The organism is Streptomyces sp. NPDC007189 (genome assembly GCF_040703635.1).
GTDB lineage: Bacteria > Actinomycetota > Actinomycetes > Streptomycetales > Streptomycetaceae > Streptomyces.
The window spans coordinates 331,795-352,443 of the sequence record NZ_JBEYEY010000009.1 but is presented as its reverse complement, the minus strand read 5'-3'; the positions used below and the strand labels follow the sequence as shown (position 1 = coordinate 352,443).

General features: G+C 69.7%; 16 protein-coding genes. 6 read left to right on the top strand and 10 right to left on the bottom strand.

Annotated features, from left to right (window positions below):
* Positions 1 to 327: 327 nt before the first annotated feature.
* From AB0950_RS21030 to thyX, 3 genes are all read right to left on the bottom strand, one after another.
* Positions 328 to 2,013, bottom strand: a complete 1,686-nt coding sequence (locus tag AB0950_RS21030) for a ribonuclease J (protein WP_360152920.1) — start codon at positions 2,011 to 2,013, stop codon at positions 328 to 330.
* Positions 2,014 to 2,168: 155 nt separating this feature from the next.
* Positions 2,169 to 3,068: a 4-hydroxy-tetrahydrodipicolinate synthase gene (gene dapA / locus AB0950_RS21025; protein WP_360572578.1), complete on the bottom strand. Its 900-nt coding sequence runs from the start codon at positions 3,066 to 3,068 to the stop codon at positions 2,169 to 2,171.
* Positions 3,069 to 3,308: 240 nt separating this feature from the next.
* Positions 3,309 to 4,058: an FAD-dependent thymidylate synthase gene (gene thyX, locus AB0950_RS21020; protein ID WP_366779168.1), complete on the bottom strand. Its 750-nt coding sequence runs from the start codon at positions 4,056 to 4,058 to the stop codon at positions 3,309 to 3,311.
* A 183-nt stretch (positions 4,059 to 4,241) separates the two neighbouring features.
* Between thyX and AB0950_RS21015 the strand changes: the two genes are divergently transcribed.
* Positions 4,242 to 4,478: a hypothetical protein gene (locus AB0950_RS21015; protein ID WP_360152911.1), complete on the top strand. Its 237-nt coding sequence runs from the start codon at positions 4,242 to 4,244 to the stop codon at positions 4,476 to 4,478.
* 90 nt (positions 4,479 to 4,568) lie between these two features.
* Positions 4,569 to 5,129: a hypothetical protein gene (locus tag AB0950_RS21010; RefSeq protein WP_360152908.1), complete on the top strand. Its 561-nt coding sequence runs from the start codon at positions 4,569 to 4,571 to the stop codon at positions 5,127 to 5,129.
* Between the two features lie 113 nt (positions 5,130 to 5,242).
* On the opposite strand, the gene AB0950_RS21005 is transcribed toward AB0950_RS21010, so the two are convergent.
* The 6 genes from AB0950_RS21005 to AB0950_RS20980 all read right to left on the bottom strand — a co-directional run bounded on the left by AB0950_RS21005 (position 5,243) and on the right by AB0950_RS20980 (position 11,144).
* On the bottom strand, positions 5,243 to 5,695 hold the full coding sequence (locus tag AB0950_RS21005) for a tetratricopeptide repeat protein (protein ID WP_360152905.1): 453 nt from the start codon (positions 5,693 to 5,695) through the stop codon (positions 5,243 to 5,245).
* A 13-nt stretch (positions 5,696 to 5,708) separates the two neighbouring features.
* A complete protein-coding gene (dapB, locus tag AB0950_RS21000) occupies positions 5,709 to 6,461 on the bottom strand; it encodes a 4-hydroxy-tetrahydrodipicolinate reductase (protein ID WP_360572584.1) in 753 nt (250 codons plus the stop codon).
* A gap of 25 nt (positions 6,462 to 6,486) precedes the next feature.
* Entirely contained in the window at positions 6,487 to 7,866 is a 1,380-nt protein-coding gene (locus tag AB0950_RS20995; protein ID WP_366779167.1) for a pitrilysin family protein, read from the bottom strand.
* Positions 7,863 to 10,085, bottom strand: coding sequence for a polyribonucleotide nucleotidyltransferase (locus AB0950_RS20990; protein WP_366779166.1), 2,223 nt, complete (start codon positions 10,083 to 10,085; stop codon positions 7,863 to 7,865). The genes AB0950_RS20995 and AB0950_RS20990 overlap by 4 nt, the downstream gene beginning before the upstream one ends.
* Positions 10,086 to 10,461: 376 nt before the next feature.
* Positions 10,462 to 10,749 carry a 30S ribosomal protein S15 gene (rpsO, locus tag AB0950_RS20985; protein WP_171152312.1) on the bottom strand — a complete coding sequence of 96 codons (288 nt, stop codon included), beginning with the start codon at positions 10,747 to 10,749 and terminating at the stop codon, positions 10,462 to 10,464.
* Positions 10,750 to 10,925: 176 nt separating this feature from the next.
* Positions 10,926 to 11,144: a hypothetical protein gene (locus AB0950_RS20980; RefSeq protein WP_360152892.1), complete on the bottom strand. Its 219-nt coding sequence runs from the start codon at positions 11,142 to 11,144 to the stop codon at positions 10,926 to 10,928.
* A 219-nt stretch (positions 11,145 to 11,363) separates the two neighbouring features.
* Between AB0950_RS20980 and AB0950_RS20975 the strand changes: the two genes are divergently transcribed.
* On the top strand, positions 11,364 to 11,690 hold the full coding sequence (locus tag AB0950_RS20975; RefSeq protein ID WP_360152889.1) for a DUF397 domain-containing protein: 327 nt from the start codon (positions 11,364 to 11,366) through the stop codon (positions 11,688 to 11,690).
* A 73-nt stretch (positions 11,691 to 11,763) separates the two neighbouring features.
* Here the strand turns inward: AB0950_RS20975 and eccD are convergent, their stop codons facing one another.
* The gene (gene eccD, locus AB0950_RS20970) at positions 11,764 to 13,272 is read right to left on the bottom strand and encodes a type VII secretion integral membrane protein EccD (protein ID WP_360152954.1); all 1,509 of its coding nucleotides are present in this window, start codon (positions 13,270 to 13,272) and stop codon (positions 11,764 to 11,766) included.
* 334 nt (positions 13,273 to 13,606) lie between these two features.
* Here eccD and eccCa point away from each other — a divergent pair, with 334 nt between their 5' ends.
* From eccCa to AB0950_RS20955, 3 genes are all read left to right on the top strand, one after another.
* Positions 13,607 to 17,572: a type VII secretion protein EccCa gene (gene eccCa / locus AB0950_RS20965; protein ID WP_366779165.1), complete on the top strand. Its 3,966-nt coding sequence runs from the start codon at positions 13,607 to 13,609 to the stop codon at positions 17,570 to 17,572.
* Between the two features lie 227 nt (positions 17,573 to 17,799).
* A complete protein-coding gene (locus tag AB0950_RS20960) occupies positions 17,800 to 18,312 on the top strand; it encodes a hypothetical protein (RefSeq protein ID WP_366779164.1) in 513 nt (170 codons plus the stop codon).
* 28 nt (positions 18,313 to 18,340) lie between these two features.
* Positions 18,341 to 20,620: a DUF6571 family protein gene (locus AB0950_RS20955; protein ID WP_366779163.1), complete on the top strand. Its 2,280-nt coding sequence runs from the start codon at positions 18,341 to 18,343 to the stop codon at positions 20,618 to 20,620.
* Positions 20,621 to 20,649 lie beyond the last annotated feature (29 nt).

Here is a 20,649-nt window from a genome sequence, read left to right as displayed (position 1 = left end):
TGAGTTCTCAAGGAACGGTCGCTTCCTTCGTACTCACCCTCTCGGGCTTTCCTCCGGGCGCTTCCCTTCGGTGTTTCCGACTCTATCAGATCTTTTCGATCCGATTTCCTCGGTGCTTTCCAGGTTCCCGCGTTTGTTTCGCGGTTTCCTTTCCGGCGGATCCGACTTTATCAGAAGTTCTGAGTCGGTTTTCCCACCCGCTCCGGGCAACCGTGTCCAGCACGCGAAGTGCTGGGGTTCCCGGTCGGGCGGAGCCGTAAACGTACTGGAGCGGGGCGCCTCGATGCAAATCGAGGCGCCCCGCCCGGGTGATGCTCCGACGGACCGTCAGACCTCCACGACCACCGGCAGGATCATCGGCCTGCGGCGATAGGTGTCCGAGACCCACTTGCCGAGGGTGCGCCGGACGAGCTGCTGGAGCTGGTGCGGCTCGACGACGCCGTCCTGGGCGGACCGCTCCAGGGCCTCCGTGATCCTCGGGACGACGTCGGCGAAGGCCGAGTCGTCGATGCCGGAGCCACGTGCCTGGATGTGCGGGCCACCGGTGATCTTGCCCGTGGAGGAGTCCATGACCACGAAGACCGAGATGATGCCCTCGTCACCGAGGATCTTGCGGTCCTTGAGGGCCGGCTCGCCGATGTCACCGACGGAGAGGCCGTCGACGTAGACGTAACCGGCCTGGACCTTGCCCGAGATCTTGGCCTTGCCCTCGACCAGGTCGACCACGACGCCGTCCTCGGCGATGACGATCTGGTCGTGCGGGACTCCGGTGAGCGCCCCCAGCTCGGCGTTGGCGCGCAGATGGCGCCATTCGCCGTGGACCGGCATCAGGTTCCTGGGGCGGCAGATGTTGTAGAAGTACAGCAGCTCACCCGCGGACGCGTGGCCGGAGACGTGCACCTTGGCGTTGCCCTTGTGGACGACGTTGGCGCCCCAGCGGGTCAGGCCGTTGATCACGCGGTAGACCGCGTTCTCGTTTCCGGGGATGAGGGACGAGGCCAGGATGACCGTGTCGCCGTCGACGATACGGATCTGGTGGTCCCGGTTGGCCATCCTCGACAGGGCCGCCATCGGCTCGCCCTGGGAGCCCGTGCAGACCAGGACCACCTCGTGGTCCGGAAGGTCGTCCAGCGTCCTGACGTCGACGACCAGGCCCGGCGGGACCTTCAGGTAGCCGAGGTCGCGGGCGATGCCCATGTTGCGGACCATGGAGCGGCCCACGAAGGCGACCCGGCGGCCGTACTCGTGCGCGGCGTCCAGGATCTGCTGGATGCGGTGGACGTGACTGGCGAAGCTCGCCACGATGATCCGCTTGCGGGCGCCGGCGAAGACCTGGCGCAGCACGTTGGAGATGTCGCGCTCGTGCGGGGTGAAGCCCGGGACCTCGGCGTTCGTGGAGTCCGTGAGCAGGAGGTCGATGCCCTCCTCGCTCAGCCGCGCGAACGCGTGCAGGTCCGTGAGGCGGTTGTCCAGCGGGAGCTGGTCCATCTTGAAGTCGCCGGTGTGCACCGCCATGCCGGCGGGGGTGCGGATGGCGACGGCCAGCGCGTCCGGGATGGAGTGGTTGACGGCGATGAACTCGCAGTCGAAGGGACCGATGCGCTCGCGGTTCCCCTCCGCCACCTCGAGGGTGTACGGGCGGATCCGGTGCTCCTGGAGCTTGGCCTCGATGAGGGCGAGGGTGAGCTTGGAACCGATGAGCGGGATGTCCGGCTTCTCGCGGAGCAAGAAGGGGACACCGCCGATGTGGTCCTCGTGGCCGTGCGTGAGGACGATGCCCTCGATGTCGTCGAGGCGGTCCCGGATGGACGAGAAGTCCGGCAGGATCAGGTCGATTCCGGGCTGCTCCTCCTCGGGGAAGAGCACTCCGCAGTCGACGATCAGAAGGCGGCCGCCGTACTCGAAGACGGTCATGTTCCGGCCGATCTCGCCGAGGCCGCCGAGCGGGGTGACCCGCAGGCCGCCCTCGGGGAGCGGCGGGGGCGGGCCGAGTTCAGGATGCGGATGACTCAAAAGACTCTCCTCACCACACGCGCCACGTACCGGCCGGGCACGTGGCGCGTGAGACGTTCGTGCAGAAGCAGTTGTCGTTGTGGGGTGCGGGCACCGGTGGCCCGCTTCTTCTGTTGTTCTTCAGTTGTGAAGCCCGGGTGGCGCCAAGTCTGTTGTCAGAGCTGTACCCCGCCGGCGGCAAGATCGATCTTGAGCTGGGCGATCTCCTCGGGCGAGCACTCGACCATGGGTGAGCGCAGCGGCCCCGCGGGCAGTCCCTGGAGGGCGAGCGCGGCCTTGGTGGTCATCACGCCCTGGGTACGGAACATGCCGGTGTAGACCGGGAGCAGCTTCTGGTGGATCTCGGTGGCCTTCTGTACGTCCCCGGAGACGTACGCGTCGACGAGGGCGCGCAGGTCGGGGGTGACGAGGTGGCCGACGACCGACACGAAGCCGACGGCTCCCACGGAGAGCAGCGGCAGGTTCAGCATGTCGTCGCCGGAGTACCAGGCGAGGCCGGACTGGGCGATGGCCCAGCTGGCGCGGCCGAGGTCGCCCTTGGCGTCCTTGTTGGCGACGATCCGGGGGTGCTCGGCGAGCCGGACGAGGGTCTCGGTGTTGATCGGGACGCCGCTGCGGCCGGGGATGTCGTAGAGCATGACCGGCAGGCCGGTGGCGTCGGCCACGGCGGTGAAGTGCCGGTACAGGCCCTCCTGCGGGGGCTTGTTGTAGTACGGCGTGACGACCAGCAGGCCGTGTGCGCCGTCGCGCTCGGCCTGGCGGGCCAGCTCGACGCTGTGGTGGGTGTCGTTCGTGCCGACGCCGGCGACGACGTGGGCGCGGTCGCCGACGGCCTCCAGGACGGCTCGTACGAGGTCCGATTTCTCCGCATCGCTCGTGGTGGGGGACTCGCCGGTGGTGCCGTTGACGATCAGGCCGTCGTTGCCTGCGTCCACCAGGTGGGCGGCGAGCCGCTGCGCGCCGTCGAGGTCGAGTGCGCCGTCCGCCGTGAAGGGCGTGACCATGGCGGTGAGGACCCGCCCGAAGGGGGTCTGCGGAGTCGAGGTCGGAGCCATGGGTAACACGCTACTCGGTGCTCCCTGCGGGGTCTGCCCGCGGGGGGTCGGGTAAGTCAGGACAAATGCGGAGCCCGGCACTGCCTGCTCGGGGGTTCAAGCAGTGCCGGGTCCCTTTGATCAGGCTAGATGAACTTCTCGAAATGCCGCAATACGGACACCTCGCGAGGCTGATCCGTACATCCGTTCCTGGCGGGGGAACAGGGCTTCGTACGCCTTCCTTACGGGGCTTACGAGGCTTTACGGGGCCACGCGCCCGTTCGCGTTGAAGGCGGCGTGCGTGAGCGGCATGAGCCGGGCCCACTCCGCCTCCATCCTCTCGCCCACCATCTCGATCTCCCGCTGCGGGAAGGACGGCACCTTGGCCAGCTCGTGCTGGGTGCGCAGGCCGAGGAAGTGCATCAGGGAGCGGGCGTTGCAGGTGGCGTACATCGAGGAGTAGAGGCCGACGGGGAGGGCGGCGCGGGCGACCTCGCGGGCGACGCCCTCGGCGAGCATCTTCTGGTAGGCCGCGTACGCCTGCTCGTACGACTCCCGCAGCGTGCTGCTGACGGCCTCGTGCTGGGACGGGGTGCCCTCGACGAAGACGTACTTGCCGGGGCGGCCCTCCTGCACGAGCTTGCGGTCGGCGCCGGGGACGTAGAAGACGGGCTGGAGCTCCCGGTAGCGGCCGGACTCCTCGTTGTACGACCAGCCGACCCGGTGCCGCATGAACTCGCGGAAGACGAAGATCGGGGCGCTGATGAAGAACGTCATCGAGTTGTGCTCGAACGGGCTGCCGTGCCGGTCGCGCATCAGGAAGTTGATCAAGCCCTTGGAGCGCTCGGGGTCCTTCTTCAGTTCGTCCAGGGACTGCTCGCCGGCGGTGGAGACCCGCGCGGCGAAGAGGACGTCGGCGTCCGAAGCGCTGGACTTCACCAGCTCGACGGTGACGTCACTGCGGAACGTGAGCGACTCGGGGGTGGTCACGGAGGTCGGGGTCCTTCCCATCACAGCTGTGGTTCGCGCCCACCTTACGGGGCACCCGCCCCGGCCACGGCAGTGCCCGGCCTCAAAAATCCCACCAGGGATTTTTTCCGACATGGGCACCTTTTGTGTTACTCGAGCGTCTGTATCGGTGAGGCCCGCTCGTTCGAGCCGAAAACGTTGATCACGAAAGGAGTCGTCCCCGCGATGTTCGGTCGGCGCGAGCCCGTACCCTTCGCCTTCCTGGCCGAGACGGACAGGTTCCGCAGCAATGTCACTCCCCCGCCCCGCCCGCGGGCGTCCTTCGCGGAGATAGCCGGGCGCTGGCTGCTCGGCCTGACGATCGTGGCCGGGCTGGTCGGCGCCCTGATACTCGGCGAGCCCGCGATGTCCACGCCGTCCCATACGCCGGTGCAGCAGTCCCAGGCCTCCCAGGGGCACTGACCACCGACAGCCGCCCAAGGGTGGTGAGCGGCAACAGCGGCGGATAGCCTCACCGGCACAGTCCACGCGAGGATCGAGTGAGGACCTGCCGTGCCCCTGTCCTTCCTGACGGCCGACCCCACCCTGGAGGCCGCTTCCGACAGCGCGCTGCCGTTCGACGACCGGGAGCGCTGGCGGCGCCCCTACCGTCCCGGTCCCTGGCGGGTGGGCCTCGCGGCCCTGGTGCTGCTGCTGGCCTCCTTCGTGCTGTTCTCCGCGGTGGCCATCGCCCTGACCGGCTCGGCCTCCTCGGCCGGAGCGGTCGTCGGCGGGGCGTGCGTGGTCATCGCCGGGGCGCTGCGGCTGCTGCGCATGGGTGTGTGGGTGAGCGAGCGCGGGCTGCGTCACGTCGGCTTCCTGGTGACGCGTACGGCGCCGTGGGCCCGCGTGGTCTCGGTGCGCACGGTGCAGCAGCCGGTGCGCTGGCTGGGGCTGCCGCGGACGGTCCAGGGGCAGGCGCTGGCGCTCGTCCGCAAGGACCGGCCGGCCGCGGACACACCGCCGCTGCTGACCACGCACACGCTGGACTTCCTGGGCCGCCCGACGGCGTTCGACCGCGCGGCGGACACGGTGGAGGCATGGGCGGCGGAGTACGGGCACGGTCGCCGCTGACCGGAGCATGCGTGAGCTGCGAAGGCCGTAGGGGCGCGGGGACCTGCGCGACCGGCCACCAGGCACCCGCACGCGCACACGGCCTGACGCCACTGGGCGGGTGGGCGCCTCGGTCAGTCCCTGACCGGCTTGCCGTCGTGCAGGGCGATGGCCCGCTGCATCGCCTTGCGGGCCCGCGGTGTGTCGCGGGCGTCGTGGTAGGCGACGGCGAGGCGGAACCAGCAGCGCCAGTCGTCGGGGGACGCCTCGGTCTCGGCCTTGCGCTTGGCGAAGACCTCGTCGGCGGAGTCGCGGTCGATGCGGCCGCTGGGCAGGCGCTTCAGCTCGTCCACCGGCAGTCCGCCCTCGGCGTCGAGTTCCGCGGCGAGGGCGTTGGCCCTGCGGACGAACTGGGTGTTCTTCCACAGGAACCACAGGCCGATGACCGGCAGGATCAGCACCGCGACCCCGAAGGTGACGGTGAGAACCGTGCCGGTCTGGATGAGCATCACGCCGCGGCTGCCGACCAGGACGAAGTAGAAGACCAGGACGGCGGCCGTGACGAGGTAGGTGATCTTCGCGCGCATGACGGGGGCGGTCTCAGCTCAGGTCCAGGAAGTGCTCCAGGCCGAACGTCAGGCCCGGAGCGGACACCACGCGGCGGGCGCCGAGCAGGATGCCCGGCATGAAGCTGCTGTGGTGCAGGGAGTCGTGGCGGATGGTCAGGGTCTCGCCCTCGCCGCCGAGCAGCACCTCCTGGTGGGCCAGGAGCCCGCGCAGCCGTACGGCGTGGACCGGGACGCCGTCGACGCTGGCGCCCCGGGCGCCGTCCAGGGCCGTGACCGTGGCGTCCGGCGCCGGGGCCGTACCGGCGGCCCTGCGGGCCTCGGCGATGAGCTGGGCGGTGCGCGTGGCCGTACCGCTCGGGGCGTCCACCTTGTTCGGGTGGTGCAGCTCGACGACCTCGACCGACTCGAAGTACGGCGCGGCGATCTGCGCGAACTTCATGGTGAGGACGGCGCCGATGGAGAAGTTCGGGGCGATGAGCACGCCGGTCCGCGGGGACTCGGCCAGCCATGCCTTCAGCTGCGCGAGGCGCTCCTCGGTCCAGCCCGTCGTACCGACGACCGCGTGGATGCCGTGGCGCACGCAGAAGCCGAGGTTGTCCATGACGGAGTCGGGCGTGGTCAGTTCGACGGCGACCTGGGCGCCGGACGCCGTCAGCGTCTCCAGCGTGTCACCCCGGCCCAGGGCCGCGACCAGTTCCATGTCCTCGGCGGCCTCGACCGCCCGGACCGCCTCGGAGCCGATCCGGCCCTTGGCGCCGAGGACCGCCACGCGCAGCTTGCTCATCTCTTGTGCTTCCTTACGGGAGTGATTAGGCGACGGCGTCGTGCAGCCGCGCGGCCTGCTTGTCCTTCAGCGGGCCGATGACCGACAGCGACGGGCGCTGTCCCAGGATGTCGCGGGCGACCGCGCGGACCTCGTCCGGGGTGACCGCGGCTATCCGGTCCAGCATGTCGTCGACGGACATCTGCTCGCCCCAGCACAGCTCGCTCTTGCCGATGCGGTTCATCAGCGCGCCGGTGTCCTCCAGGCCGAGGACGGTGGAGCCCTGGAGCTGGCCGATGGCGCGGGCGATCTCGTCGTCGGTGAGGCCGCTCGCGGCGACGTGGTCCAGTTCGTCGCGGCAGATCTGCAGCACGTCGTGGACCTGGCTCGGCCGGCAGCCGGCGTAGACGCCGAACAGGCCGCAGTCGGCGAAGCCGGAGGTGTACGAGTACACGCTGTAGGCCAGGCCGCGCTTCTCCCGGACCTCCTGGAAGAGGCGGGAGGACATGCCGCCGCCGAGGGCGGTGTTGAGCACGCCCATGGCCCAGCGGCGGTCGTCGGTGCGGGCGAGGCCCGGCATGCCGAGGACGACATGGGCCTGCTCGGTCTTGCGGCCGAGCAGCTCGACCTTGCCGGACGTGCGGATCGTACGGCTGCCGTCGCGCGGGCCGATGGGCCGCGCGTCCTGGTTCCGCAGGGCGCCCGCCTTCTCGAAGGCCGCGCGGACCTGCCGTACGACCTTGGTGTGGTCGATGTTGCCGGCGCAGGCGACCACCAGGTGGGTGGGGTCGTAGTGCTTCTTGTAGAAGCGGCGGATGCGGTCGGCGGTGAGGGCGTTGACGGTGTCGACCGTGCCGAGGACGGGGCGGCCGAGGGCGTTGTCGCCGAACATGGTGTGCGCGAACAGGTCGTGCACGCAGTCGCCCGGGTCGTCCTCGGTCATGGCGATCTCTTCGAGGATCGCGCCGCGCTCGACGTCGACGTCCTGCTCGAGGATCAGCGAGCCGGTCAGCATGTCGCAGACGACGTCGATGGCGAGCGGCAGGTCGGTGTCGAGCACGCGCGCGTAGTAGCACGTGTACTCCTTCGCCGTGAACGCGTTCATCTCGCCGCCGACGGCGTCGATCGCCGCGGAGATGTCCAGCGCGCTGCGCTTCTGCGTGCCCTTGAAGAGCAGGTGCTCCAGGTAGTGCGTGGCGCCGTTCAGGGGCGCCGTCTCGTCGCGGGAGCCGACGTGCGCCCAGATGCCGAAGGTCGCGGAGCGGACCGAGGGCAGGGTCTCGGTGACGATGCGCAGGCCGCCCGGGAGGGTGGTCTTGCGGACCGTACCGATGCCATTGGTGCCCTTGATGAGGGTTTGGGTACGGGCGACGGCCCGCGCCTCCGAAGAGGAGCGGGCCGTCACCTGGGAGCCACGGGACGTCACTGCTCGGCGTCGTCCTTCGCGTTCTCGTCGGAGCCTTCCTCGCCCTCGATCACGGGAACGAGGGAGAGCTTGCCGCGGGAGTCGATCTCGGCGATCTCGACCTGCACCTTCTGGCCCACGCCGAGGACGTCCTCGACGTTCTCCACGCGCTTGCCGCCGGCGAGCTTGCGGATCTGCGAGATGTGCAGCAGACCGTCCTTGCCGGGCAGCAGGGAGACGAACGCACCGAAGGTGGTCGTCTTGACGACCGTACCGAGGTAGCGCTCGCCGACCTCGGGCATCGTCGGGTTGGCGATGCCGTTGATCGTGGCGCGGGCGGCCTCGGCGGAGGGGCCGTCTGCGGCGCCGATGTAGATCGTGCCGTCGTCCTCGATGGTGATCTCGGCGCCCGTGTCCTCCTGGATCTGGTTGATCATCTTGCCCTTGGGGCCGATGACCTCGCCGATCTTGTCGACCGGGATCTTGACGGTGATGATCCGCGGGGCGTGCGGGCTCATCTCGTCGGGCCGGTCGATGGCCTCCATCATCACGTCGAGGATGTGCAGGCGGGCGTCGCGGGCCTGCTTGAGGGCCGCGGCCAGGACGGAGGCCGGGATGCCGTCCAGCTTGGTGTCGAGCTGGAGGGCGGTGACGAAGTCCTTGGTGCCGGCGACCTTGAAGTCCATGTCGCCGAAGGCGTCCTCGGCGCCGAGGATGTCGGTGAGGGTGACGTAGTGCGTCTCACCCTCGATCTCCTGGGAGATCAGACCCATGGCGATACCGGCGACGGGGGCCTTCAGCGGCACACCGGCGTTCAGCAGCGACATGGTGGAGGCGCAGACCGAGCCCATGGACGTCGAGCCGTTGGAACCGAGGGCCTCGGAGACCTGGCGGATCGCGTACGGGAACTCCTCGCGCGTGGGCAGCACCGGCACCAGGGCGCGCTCGGCGAGGGCGCCGTGGCCGATCTCGCGGCGCTTCGGGGAGCCGACGCGGCCGGTCTCGCCGGTGGAGTACGGCGGGAAGTTGTAGTTGTGCATGTAGCGCTTGCGGGTCACCGGGGAGAGGGTGTCCAGCTGCTGCTCCATGCGGAGCATGTTGAGGGTGGTGACGCCCAGGATCTGGGTCTCGCCACGCTCGAACAGCGCGGAGCCGTGCACCCGCGGGATGGCCTCGACCTCGGCGGCCAGCGTGCGGATGTCGGTGACACCGCGGCCGTCGATGCGCTTCTTCTCCTTGATGACGCGCTCACGGACCAGGGTCTTGGTCAGCGAGCGGTACGCGGCGGAGATCTCCTTCTCGCGGCCCTCGAACTCCGGCAGGAGCTTCTCGGCGGCGAGCTGCTTGACGCGGTCCAGCTCTGCCTCGCGCTCCTGCTTGCCGGCGATGGTGAGGGCCTGGGCCAGCTCGGGCTTGACCGCGGCGGTCAGGGCCTCCAGGACGTCGTTCTGGTAGTCCAGGAAGATCGGGAACTCGCCGACCGGCTTGGCGGCCTTGGCGGCGAGGTCGGCCTGGGCGCGGCACAGCACCTTGATGAAGGGCTTGGCGGCTTCCAGACCGGCGGCGACGACCTCCTCGGTCGGCGCCTCGGTGCCGCCCTCGACCAGCTTGATGGTCTTCTCGGTGGCCTCGGCCTCGACCATCATGATCGCGACGTCGCCGTCCTCCAGGACGCGGCCGGCGACCACCATGTCGAAGACGGCGTCCTCGAGCTCGGTGTGCGTCGGGAACGCGACCCACTGGCCGCGGATCAGCGCGACGCGGACGCCGCCGATCGGGCCGGAGAAGGGCAGGCCGGCCAGCTGCGTCGACGCGGACGCGGCGTTGATCGCCACGACGTCGTACAGGTGGTCGGGGTTGAGCGCCATGACCGTGCAGACGACCTGGATCTCGTTGCGCAGGCCCTTCTTGAAGGACGGGCGCAGCGGGCGGTCGATGAGGCGGCAGGTGAGGATCGCGTCCTCGGAGGGCCGGCCCTCACGGCGGAAGAAGCTGCCGGGGATCTTCCCGGCCGCGTACATCCGCTCCTCGACGTCGACCGTGAGCGGGAAGAAGTCCAGCTGGTCCTTGGGCTGCTTGGAGGCGGTGGTGGCCGACAGCACCATGGTGTCGTCGTCCAGGTACGCCACGGCGGAGCCGGCGGCCTGCTTGGCCAGGCGGCCGGTCTCGAAGCGGATGGTGCGGGTACCGAAGGCGCCGTTGTCGATGACGGCCTCGGCGTAGTGGGTCTCGTTCTCCACTAGCGTTTTCTCCGTTACATATCGTCTTTCGTCCCTTGGCTGCCCGTGTGGCAGGGGGACGGTGGTGGAGAAGCGCGCCGTCTGGTGCGGGCCGGTCTTCGATCGAAGCACCCGGGGCTCACTTCCCCCCGGGGGCCACTACCGAGGACCGGCGGCGGCGAGGTGCGCTTCTCCTCGTTCTTGGTGAACGTCGCTGTGATACGTCGTTCTGTGTCGCACGTAGTGCGTTGTGCTACCACACTACAAAGCGTGAGTGACACTCCGCACGTTTCCGTATGCACGGCGAGGGTCTCCCCCGTGCGACCAGAGGGTTTCCCATGTACGACGAAGGGAGCGGCCCCCGGGTCCTGCCGGGAACCGCTCCCTTCACGGCGTCTTACCTGGCGCCCGCCGCACCACGGCGGATGCCGAGGCGGTCGACCAGCGCACGGAAGCGCTGGATGTCCTTCTTCGCCAGGTACTGCAGAAGGCGGCGGCGCTGACCGACGAGGATCAGCAGGCCACGACGGGAGTGGTGGTCGTGCTTGTGGGTCTTGAGGTGCTCCGTCAGGTCGGAGATCCGACGGGAGAGCAGAGCGACCTGGACCTCGGGGGAGCCGGTGTCACCCTCCTTGGTACCGAACTCGCCGATGATCTGCTTCTTCGTAGCGGCGTCGAGCGACACGCGTACTCCTCATAGTCTCTGAGTGGCCACCGAGTGCCCCCGGTCTGCTTCTCGGGGGAGCTTCTGTTACTCGGGAGGCGGGGATCCGCTGGGCGCGGCCACCAGAACCGAAGGCTCCGGGGGTGCGTACACAAACGGCCGTCACTCAGGGTACCAGGGCGTTTCGGCCGCCCGTGTCACCGGTCGCGCTGGACGTACCAGATCAGGACGCCCACGACCACGAGGACCAGCAGGAGGATCGTCCACCAGCCGACGCCGCCGCCGGATCCGTGGCTCCCGTAGTGGTGGTAACTGCTGTGATAGCTGCCGTGGTAGCCGCCGCGGCTCCGGCGGCCGCCCAGGGCGAGGACGTGGGTCGACGAGAGGGACCAGGGGGCAGTGCCGGGCATGCTCATGGCCTGGAATTTACGTGAGCATGGCATGGCATGGGCACGCCCGTTGCCTCCCTGTGACGAAACCTCCGCTCCCCCGGCACATGCGGCCCGCGTGCGCGCCGCGTCTCCGGCCGTACCCTCCTGCGGGCGTTGACCAGGCTGTTTCACCGTACGCGCGCGTGGCCTCCCAGTAGGGTGACAACGCAACGCTGTCCGTATGCCGAAGGGGGCCGCTTCACCATGGCCGAGACACAGGGCACGAGCGCCGGGACGTCGGCGCCGGAATCGCAGGAGGACGTCAAGGCGCGCAAGGAGCGGGAGCGGGACGAGCTGTACGCCCTCGACATCTCCGGCGTGGAGTGGCACTGCGCGCCCGGCACCGAGAAGCACGAGGAGCGGGTCGAGATCGCGTACCTGCCCGGCGGCGCGGTGGCCATGCGCTCCTCCCTCGACCACGACACCGTGCTGCGCTACACCGAGGCCGAGTGGCGGGCGTTCGTGCTGGGGGCGCGGGACGGGGAGTTCGACCTGGAGCCCAATGAGCGCAACGGGGGGCTCGAGGCGTAGCCGGCGGAAACGGGAAAAGGGGCGGCACGCGTGCGTGCCGCCCCTTTTCCCGTGGCTCCTCTTGGTGCCGTCGTCAGCTGGTCATCGCGCGTGCCCGCGCGTACACGTCGAACACGGCCAGCGCCAGCGGGATCAGGGTGAGCAGGACGAAGCTCTCGGCGATCTCCAGGAAGCGCCCCCAGAACGGGGTGACACCGCGCCGCGGGGTGATCAGGCCGATCGCGGTGACCAGCGCGGTGGCCGCGCCGACCGCCGCCGCGAGCCAGAGGCTGCGGATGTCCAGGGACGAGGTGTCGCCCTGGAAGGCCTCGATCAGAGCGTTCCGGGGCGGGTTCAGGGCGAGACCGAGGCCGAGGAAGACGATGGCGGCGAGGCCGGCGGCCAGCGTGGCGCCGACCTGCGCGGTGTAGCGGAACAGGTGCGCCCGCATCAGCATCGCCACCCCCGTCGCGAGAGCCAGCAGCTGCGCCCAGACGTTGCTGGAGAACCCGAGGACGATCGACGCGCCCACGGCGACCAGGGCGCAGCCGCCGACGAGGCCGACGAGGAGTTCGTGGCCGCGCCGGGCCTGGGCGGCGATCCGCTCGGCGTCCACGGGCTCCTGCGGGGCGGGCTCACCGGTGTCGTAGCCGCCGCGGGAGGGGTTGGGCGGTTCGAAGCCGATGGGCAGCCGCGCGAAGCGCATGGACAGCCCCGGCAGGAAGGCCAGCGCCACCACCGACAGCGGGGCACAGATGGCGGCGGTCTCGATGGGCCGCAGGTCGGTGAGGGTCGCGATGAAGGTGGTGACGAGGCCGACGGCGGAGGCGAACACGAACGCCACGAAGGGTCCGTCGCCACCCGGCGACACCAGGGTGAGCACCAGGGAGGCGACGAGGACGGCCGTGCAGGCGAGCAGGAACTGGAGCCGTCCGATGCCCTCGTGGTGGGCGAGCGGCAGCAGCCCGGAGCCGGCCACGCCGATGTTCGGCAGGGCGCCGAGCCCCAGCGCGACCGCCGAGCCCCGGTCGTCGTACACACGCGCGCGTACGCAGGCGATGGTGACCAGCAGGATGCCGGTGACGGCCGCGATGATGCCCTGCAGGCTGTGCATGTCGTGGCGGACCTGGGAGCTCCAGGCCACGAAGGCGAGCAGCGCGGGCAGGATGCCGCCCGCGACGAGACCGGCGGCACGGGTGAGTTCGCCGCTCCACAGGGTGCGGTCGCGGGTGACGGCGGCGGCCACCGCCTCGGAGACGTCGTCGAGGACGGCGGGCGGCAGCGACTCGGCGAACGGGCGCAGGGTGAGCAGCTCGCCGTCGAGGATGCGCTGTGCCGTGAAGGACCGGGCGCCGTCGAGGACGGTGCCGTCGCGCCGTACGAGGTGGTAGCCGACCGGAGCGCCCTCGGCGGGGCTCTGCTGGGACAGGCGCAGAATCTCCGGGTAGAGGTCGGCGACGGGCACGTCGTCGGGCAGCGCCACGTCGATACGGCTGTCGGGCGCCACGATGGTGACCCGGCAGAAACCGAACCCCATGCCGGCCCCGGAAGGGGCTCCGGTGCCGTGTCCGCCGGGCGCGCCGGCCGGCGCGGAGGCCGTCATGCTCACCTGCTGTTCCCCCTCGTCGGTGGTGGGCGGCGTGCGGCGCCGCCGCGCACCGTCCGCCCGTAAAAATCCTGTGTAGGTTGTGCGGCGCCCCGCACTCCGCCGGTGAACCCGGTGGCCGCGGCCGGGGTTCGCGGACGGGCGCCTGCTGCGAACCGTTGCGGATTGCCCGGGTTTTCCCGGAACGATTCGCAACTGCTCACGCGTCTCTCCGGCACCCTACCGCCAGCCGTTGTCCGTGGTTGTCAGTAGGATCGCGCTTCGCGATCGACGTTCGCCTGACACGGGGCGGCGGACGAAAAATTCGGTCCGGCAAGGGAATTGGTGCGTAGTGAGCCACATCGTCGTCAAGCGCCCGCCGCGGGCACTGCCGAAGGAAGTGCCCACGGACGAGGTCGTGCTGCAAGCTCCGCCGGAACTGCCGCGCGGCCAGCAGGAAAGCGCTTGGATGCAGCTCCTGCCGATGCTGGGCATGGGCGGCTCGGTGGTGTTCTTCTTCAACCCCCAGGCCCAGCCCTTCATGAAGATCATGGGCATGGTGATGGTGGCCTCGACCGTCGCCATGGGCATCTCGATGCTGGTCCGCTACCGGCGCGGCAACCAGGGCCAGCTGGCCGACCTGCGCCGTGACTACCTGCGGTACCTGTCCCAGACCCGGCGCGCCGCCCTGGACACCGCGCAGGCCCAGCGGGACGCGCAGTACTACCTGCACCCTTCGCCGGAGCAACTGTGGGCGCTGGTCGCCGAGGGCAGCCGGGTGTGGGAACGGCGCACCGGTGACGAGGACTTCGGGCAGGTGCGCGTGGGCCTCGGCCCGCAGTCCCTGGCCACGCCCCTGATCCCGCCGCAGACCGCCCCGGTGGACGACCTGGAGCCGCTGACCGCGGGCGCCATGCAACGCTTCCTGGCCACGCACAGCACCCTCGACGAACTGCCGATGGCGGTCTCGCTGCGCGCCTTCTACCACGTGACGGTCAGCGGCGAGCCCGGCACCGTGCGCGGCGCCGCCCGTGCCCTCACCGCCTCCCTCGCCTCGCTGCACTCCCCCGAGGACCTGGTCATCGCCGTCGCCGCCGAGCGGCAGTCGGCGCCCGAGTGGGAGTGGGCCAAGTGGCTGCCCCACGTGCAGGCCCAGGGCCTGGCCGACGGCGCCGGCAGCATGCGTCTGATCAGCACCGACCCCGTCGAGCTGGAGGACCGGCTCGCCTCCCGGCTCCAGGGCAGGCCGCGCTTCCACCCCGGCGGACCGCCGGTCCCCGAACAGCCGCACGTGGTGGTCGTGCTCGACGGTGTCTCCCTGCCGCCCACCTCGCTGCTGGCCAGCCCCGAGGGCATGCAGGGGGTCACGGTCCTGGAGATCGTGCCGGGCGACCTCACCGCCGGCCGGCGCGACCTGTCCGTCGTCGTACAGCCCAGGGAACTGCGCCTGGAGTCCGCGCACGGCATGGTCTACGAGGGGACGCCGGACGTCCTGTCGTACGAGGCCGCCGAGGCGCTCGCCCGCCAACTGGCGCCGCTGCGCGTGGCGTCGGGCGGCGACGACGACGAACCACTGCTGGCGAACCTGGAGTTCACGGATCTGCTGAACCTGGGCGACGCGGCCTCGGTCGACCCGAAGCGGACCTGGCGGCCGCGCTCGCAGTCCGAGCGGCTGCGGGTGCCGATCGGTGTCGGCGAGGACGGCCGGCCCGTCATGCTCGACCTGAAGGAGGCCGCGCAGGAGGGCATGGGCCCGCACGGCCTGTGCGTCGGCGCCACCGGCTCCGGCAAGTCCGAGCTGCTGCGCACGCTGGTCCTCGGCCTGGCGGTGACCCACTCCTCCGAGACGCTGAACTTCGTCCTCGCCGACTTCAAGGGCGGTGCCACCTTCGCGGGCATGGCCCAGCTGCCGCACGTGGCGGCCGTGATCACCAACCTCGCGGACGACCTCACCCTCGTCGACCGCATGGGCGACTCGATCCGCGGTGAGCTCAACCGCCGCCAGGAACTGCTGCGCGACGCGGGCAACTACGCCAACATCCACGACTACGAGAAGGCCCGCGCGGCCGGCGCCCCGCTCCAGCCGATCCCCTCCCTCGTCCTGGTGATCGACGAGTTCAGCGAACTGCTGACGGCGAAGCCGGACTTCATCGAGATGTTCGTGCAGATCGGCCGTATCGGCCGTTCGCTGGGCGTGCACCTGCTGCTCGCCTCGCAGCGTCTGGAGGAGGGCCGGCTGCGCGGCCTGGAGACCTATCTGTCGTACCGCATCGGTCTGCGCACGTTCTCGGCCGCCGAGTCCCGCGCCGCGCTCGGCGTCCCGGACGCCTACGAGCTGCCGAACGTCCCGGGTTCGGGCTTCCTGAAGTTCGGCACCGACGAGATGGTGCGGTTCAAGGCGGCGTACGTCTCCGGCGTGTACCGCACGAGTTCGCAGCAGGCCGCGGCGCTCGGCGGCCCGCTGCCCGTCGACCGCAGGCCGGTGCTGTTCACCGCGGCCGAGGTGCCGGTGCGGTACGCGGCGATCCCCAAGCAGCGCCAGGAGGCGGCGACCGAGCAGCAGGACGACGCGCTCGCCGACACCGTCCTCGACGTGATCGTGCGCCGCCTGGAGGCGCAGGGCCCGGCCGCCCACCAGGTGTGGCTGCCCCCGCTGGACAGCCCGCCGTCGCTCGACGCGCTGCTGCCGGGCCTCGCCCCGGTGCCGGGCCGCGGCATGACCCAGCCGGGCTACGAGGGCGCGGGCCGGCTCGTCGTCCCGGTCGGCCTCATCGACAAGCCGTACGAGCAGCGGCGCGACCCGCTGTGGCTCGACTTCGGCGGCGCGGCCGGCCATATGCAGATCATCGGCGGCCCGCAGTCCGGCAAGTCGACGCTGGTGCGCTCGATCATCGCGTCGTTCGCGCTCACCCACACCCCGTACGAAGTGCAGTTCTACGGCCTGGACTTCGGTGGCGGCGGTATGGCCTCGGTGGCCGGCCTGCCGCACGTGGGCGGCGTGGCCTCGCGCCTGGACCCGGAGAAGGTCCGGCGTACGGCGGCCGAGGTGTACGGCGTCATGACCCGGCGCGAGGAGTACTTCCGCTCCGCGGGCATCTCCTCCATCGCCGAGTTCCGCACCCGTCGCGCGCGGGGCGACATCTCGGTGACCGACCAGCCCTGGGGCGACGTCTTCCTGGTCATCGACGGCTGGGGCAACTTCCGTACGGACTACGAAGCCCTGGAGCAGCTGGTCCTGGACATCGCCGCGCGCGGTCTCGGCTACGGCATCCACCTGATCATCACCGCGTCCCGCTCGATGGAAGTCCGGGCGAACATGAAGGACCACCTGATGAACCGCCTCGAGCTGCGGCTGGGTGACCCGATGGACTCGGAAATCGACCGCAAGGTCGCGGCCAACGTGCCCACCGGGGTGCCCGGCCGCGGTCAGACCCCGCAGAAGCAGCACTTCATGGCGGCGGTCCCGCGCATCGACGGCCTCTCCTCCGACACGGACCTGGCGGAGGCGACCGCCGCTCTCGCCGCCGAGGTCACCCGGCACTGGCAGGAGCCCGGCGCGCCCGAGGTGCGCCTGCTGCCCCGCGAGTTCCCGGCGGCCCAGCTCCCGCCGGGCGACCGCTTCCCGAACCGGGGCATCGCCTTCGCCCTCGACGAGGACAACCTCGAGCCGGTGTTCGTGGACTTCGAACAGGACCCGTTCTTCCTGGTGTTCGGTGAGAGCGAGTCCGGCAAGTCCAACCTGCTGAAGCTGCTGATCAAGCGTCTCTCCGAGCGCTACGACGGCAACAGCTGCAAGCTGTTCGTGGTCGACAACCGGCGCTCGCTGCTCGGGGTGACCCCGGACTCGCACCTGGCCGAGTACATCCCCATGTCGAACCAGATGCAGCACCACATGGACGCACTGGCCGACCTGATGCAGCGCCGCACCCCGACGGCGGACGTGACCCCGGAGGAGCTGCGCAACCGCAGCTGGTGGCGTGGCCCGACGGTGTACGTGGTCATCGACGACTACGACCTGGTCTCCACGTCGAGCGGCAACCCGCTGGCGGGCCTGACCGAACTGCTCCCCTTCGCCCGCGACGTCGGCGTCCGCTTCATCATCGCCCGCTCCACGGCGGGCGCGGGCCGCGCCGGCTACGAGGCCTTCATGCAACGCATGAAGGAACTCGGCGCCCAGGGCGTCGTCCTCGCCGGCGACCCCGCGGAGGGCGAACTGCTGGGCGGGGTCCGGCCACGGCCGATGCCGGCGGGCCGGGGCATCTTCGTGTCCCGCAAGCGCGGGAAGCCGATGGTGCAGGTGGGCGTCGTGGAGCCCTAGAGAGTGTCGTCGCCGGGGAGCTGCGCTCGGCTTGGCCTGGATGCCGCGGACCGTTGTGGTCCGCGGCATCTTGTCGTTCCCGGGAACCTGTGGGACGGAAGTGGAGGTTTCGGGGGCAGCTGGAGTTGCTGCCGTGTCCGTGCCAAGCCTTTGCTATTTTTGCCTGACCTAGACGATTCAAATGGAACGCGATTACCGGTCGGACACTCCGCGGGGATGGGTCATCCATGGCATGGGATGAATGGGAGCAGCTCAAGTCGGACGCGCTGACGCGCCGACAGGGTGGGGCTACGCACATGCAGCTCAACCACATCCCGGACGACCCCGGCGGAGGTTCCGCCGCCTTCCCCAGCCAGACCGGCGACCTCAAGGTCACCCAGCACGACCTGGCCAGGATCGGCAGCGCTGCCCACACTCTCTACAACCAACTCTGGGACAAGGCCCGGTTGTCGAACACCCACGTGGACTCCGCGGCCCGCGATCTGACGAATCAGGGCTTCGCACTCGGTTCGGCCCTCCAGCACGTGTCGGACAAGTGGGACACGCAACTCGGCTCCCTCCTGGACGCGTGCGCCCAGATCTCCAATCACATGCAGGTCACCAAGAAGATCCACTCAGGCGACGAGGCGTACATCTGGCGGCAGATGAGCAGCATCGACACCCTCGACGCCGGTTTCGACGAGCGTGTCGGGGGTCCGGGGAAGCCCAACCCGGCCTACGCCCCGCCGAAGAAGCACTGATCTCGACGCACGACGGGGACACCGACTCATGGATCTCGACGCTCTGCGCTTCGCCAACTTCAAGCAGCTCGACGACGCCGTCGAGGACTGGGGACACATCGTCCGGAACCTGAAAGACCTGGCCGAGGACGCGGACAAGGGCCTGCACCAGGCCGCCAACAAGGCCAACTGGGCCGGTGTGAACCAGCAGGTGACCAAGGAGTTCATCGGCAAGACGGCCGGGGAGTTCCAGGACGCCCACACCCAGGCCCAGACCATCCACAACATCCTGAGCGACACCGCCGGGGAGCTGAAGGGTTACCAGAGGCAGCTCACCGCGGCGATCGAGCGCGGACTGAAGAAGAACCTCACGGTGATGGACACCGGCAAGGGCACCTTCACCGTGACCATGAACGTCCATCCTGACCGGGCCGCGTCCGGCTACACCCCGCCGGAACACGACGAGCACGACGTCACCGCTCTGCGGGACGAGGTGCAGAAGATCCTCCGCGACGCCACCGAGAGTGACAACTCGGCGAAAACCGTCCTCATGGCGCTCGTCGACCAGACCGACTACGGCTTCTCGGACGCGTCCTACAAGGACCGCGACTCGGCCGCGGACGCCGTCAAGGACGCGGACGAGCTGGCGCGTCTCGCCAAGAAGGACCCGGAGGACCTGACACCCGCCGAGTTCGACAAGCTCAACGCCGGGCTGAAGGAGCACGCCGGCGACCCGCTGTTCGCGGAACGCTTCGCCACCGACCTCGGGCCGGAGAAGACGCTCGAGTTCTGGGCCGGGATCAACGATCCCCACAAGGCGGCGCAGCTGGGGCAGGCCCGGGTCGACCAGTACGGCGACCTGCAGCGCAACCTCGGTCTGACGCTCGCCACCGCCTCACAGAGCGACTCCGCCGCCATGACCGAGTGGAAGGGCAGGATGATCGCCCTCGGCGACCAGCCGGTCGGCGGCCAGACCGGGCCCATGGGCTTCCAGGTCATGAGCAACCTCATGCGGGCGGGCGACTACGACGACCGGTTCCTCAAGAGCTACGGCACCGCGCTCATGGCCACCGAACGCAAGCTCACCGGCAACGGGGAGCATCCCAACATGGCCTGGCAGCACATGGGCATGGACCCGTGGCTCAACCGGATGGGCGACGACAGCGGCGACGACCCGCTGACGGGCTATCTCAAGGCGCTGTCCGCCAGTCCGGACGCGGCCACGGACTTCCTCAACGAGGAGTATCTGCCCAAGGGAGGGGACCACAAGGAGGCCGTCTCCAACTTCACGTACCTCTTCGAGGACCGTGAGTGGCCCAAGGAGACCGACCTCAAGGGCGACGACATCCACCCCGGGCAGAACAACCTGGCCATGGCGATCGAAGCGGCCACGACCGGTCACCCGGCGGGCGAGCTGCCCACGGCGGACACCCCGGCACACAACGATCAGCAGGCCAAGCTCATGGCGAGCGTGGTCGCGTCCGTCAGCGACGACCCCGACCGGCTGACCAAGAACGGCTACATGTCCGACAGCATCGGGCAGATGGCGTCGGAGTATCTGCCGGACATCAACCGGGCCAGCACCGATGTGAAGCCCGATCCGGACTCCGAGCAGTGGCAGCAGATCGAGAAGCTCTTCCCCGTCGCCGGTGCGTCGGCCGAGATGAACCACGCCGACGTGTCCCGCTTCCTGATCGCAGTCGGGCAGAACCCGGAGGGCTACTCGGCTGTGGAGGTCGGCCAGAAGGCCTACATGGCGAACCTGATGGATTACCACCTGAATCCGGATCTGCCGGTGGACCAGCGGTACGGGCAGAGCATGGAGAACACCATCACGGAGATATCCCGGCGTTCGGCAGAGGTCGGAGGCTGCCTGGCCATCGGCCGTCAGGAGGCCGTGCTGGGTCCCGCGAAGGAAGCGGACGAGGACTACAACCACGCCGTCTCGCAGTGGCAGAACGTGGCGAACGGCGTCATCGGCACCGGCATCGGAGTAGGCACCAGCTTCATCGCGTCCCCTGCCGCCGGTGCCGCCGTCGGTGGCGTCGCCGGCACCGTCAGCGGTGTCGTCCTCGGGGAACTGTTCAACGGCGTCGAAGGCAGCCATCTGGAGGACAAGGGCCTCGACTCCGCCCGACTCTGGGAGGACAGCCGCGATCGCAACATCGCCTTGGCGCAGAAGGCCGCAACCGAGGCGGCCAAAGCGCACCACTCCCCCTATGCGGACCGGGTCGGCGAGTGGGCACGCTACGGCACCGAGGACGGCTTCAACGACGCTTCCACGGATGGGCGGCGGATGGCCGACGACCTTCAGACGGAAATCTCCTAGCGAGGAATCGAAGCCGATGTCACCCCTCC

Excerpts from the sequence above, each read along its gene's own strand:
- eccD (WP_360152954.1), bottom strand. The coding sequence starts at position 13,272 with ATGACGGCCTCCGCGCCGGCCGGCGCGCCCGGCGGACACGGCACCGGA.
- AB0950_RS20960 (WP_366779164.1), top strand. The coding sequence starts at position 17,800 with ATGGCATGGGATGAATGGGAGCAGCTCAAGTCGGACGCGCTGACGCGC.
- dapB (WP_360572584.1), bottom strand. The coding sequence starts at position 6,461 with ATGAGCAAGCTGCGCGTGGCGGTCCTCGGCGCCAAGGGCCGGATCGGC.
- AB0950_RS21005 (WP_360152905.1), bottom strand. The coding sequence starts at position 5,695 with ATGCGCGCGAAGATCACCTACCTCGTCACGGCCGCCGTCCTGGTCTTC.
- thyX (WP_366779168.1), bottom strand. The coding sequence starts at position 4,058 with ATGGGAAGGACCCCGACCTCCGTGACCACCCCCGAGTCGCTCACGTTC.
- dapA (WP_360572578.1), bottom strand. The coding sequence starts at position 3,068 with ATGGCTCCGACCTCGACTCCGCAGACCCCCTTCGGGCGGGTCCTCACC.
- AB0950_RS20955 (WP_366779163.1), top strand. The coding sequence starts at position 18,341 with ATGGATCTCGACGCTCTGCGCTTCGCCAACTTCAAGCAGCTCGACGAC.
- AB0950_RS20975 (WP_360152889.1), top strand. The coding sequence starts at position 11,364 with ATGGCCGAGACACAGGGCACGAGCGCCGGGACGTCGGCGCCGGAATCG.
- AB0950_RS21015 (WP_360152911.1), top strand. The coding sequence starts at position 4,242 with ATGTTCGGTCGGCGCGAGCCCGTACCCTTCGCCTTCCTGGCCGAGACG.
- AB0950_RS20980 (WP_360152892.1), bottom strand. The coding sequence starts at position 11,144 with ATGAGCATGCCCGGCACTGCCCCCTGGTCCCTCTCGTCGACCCACGTC.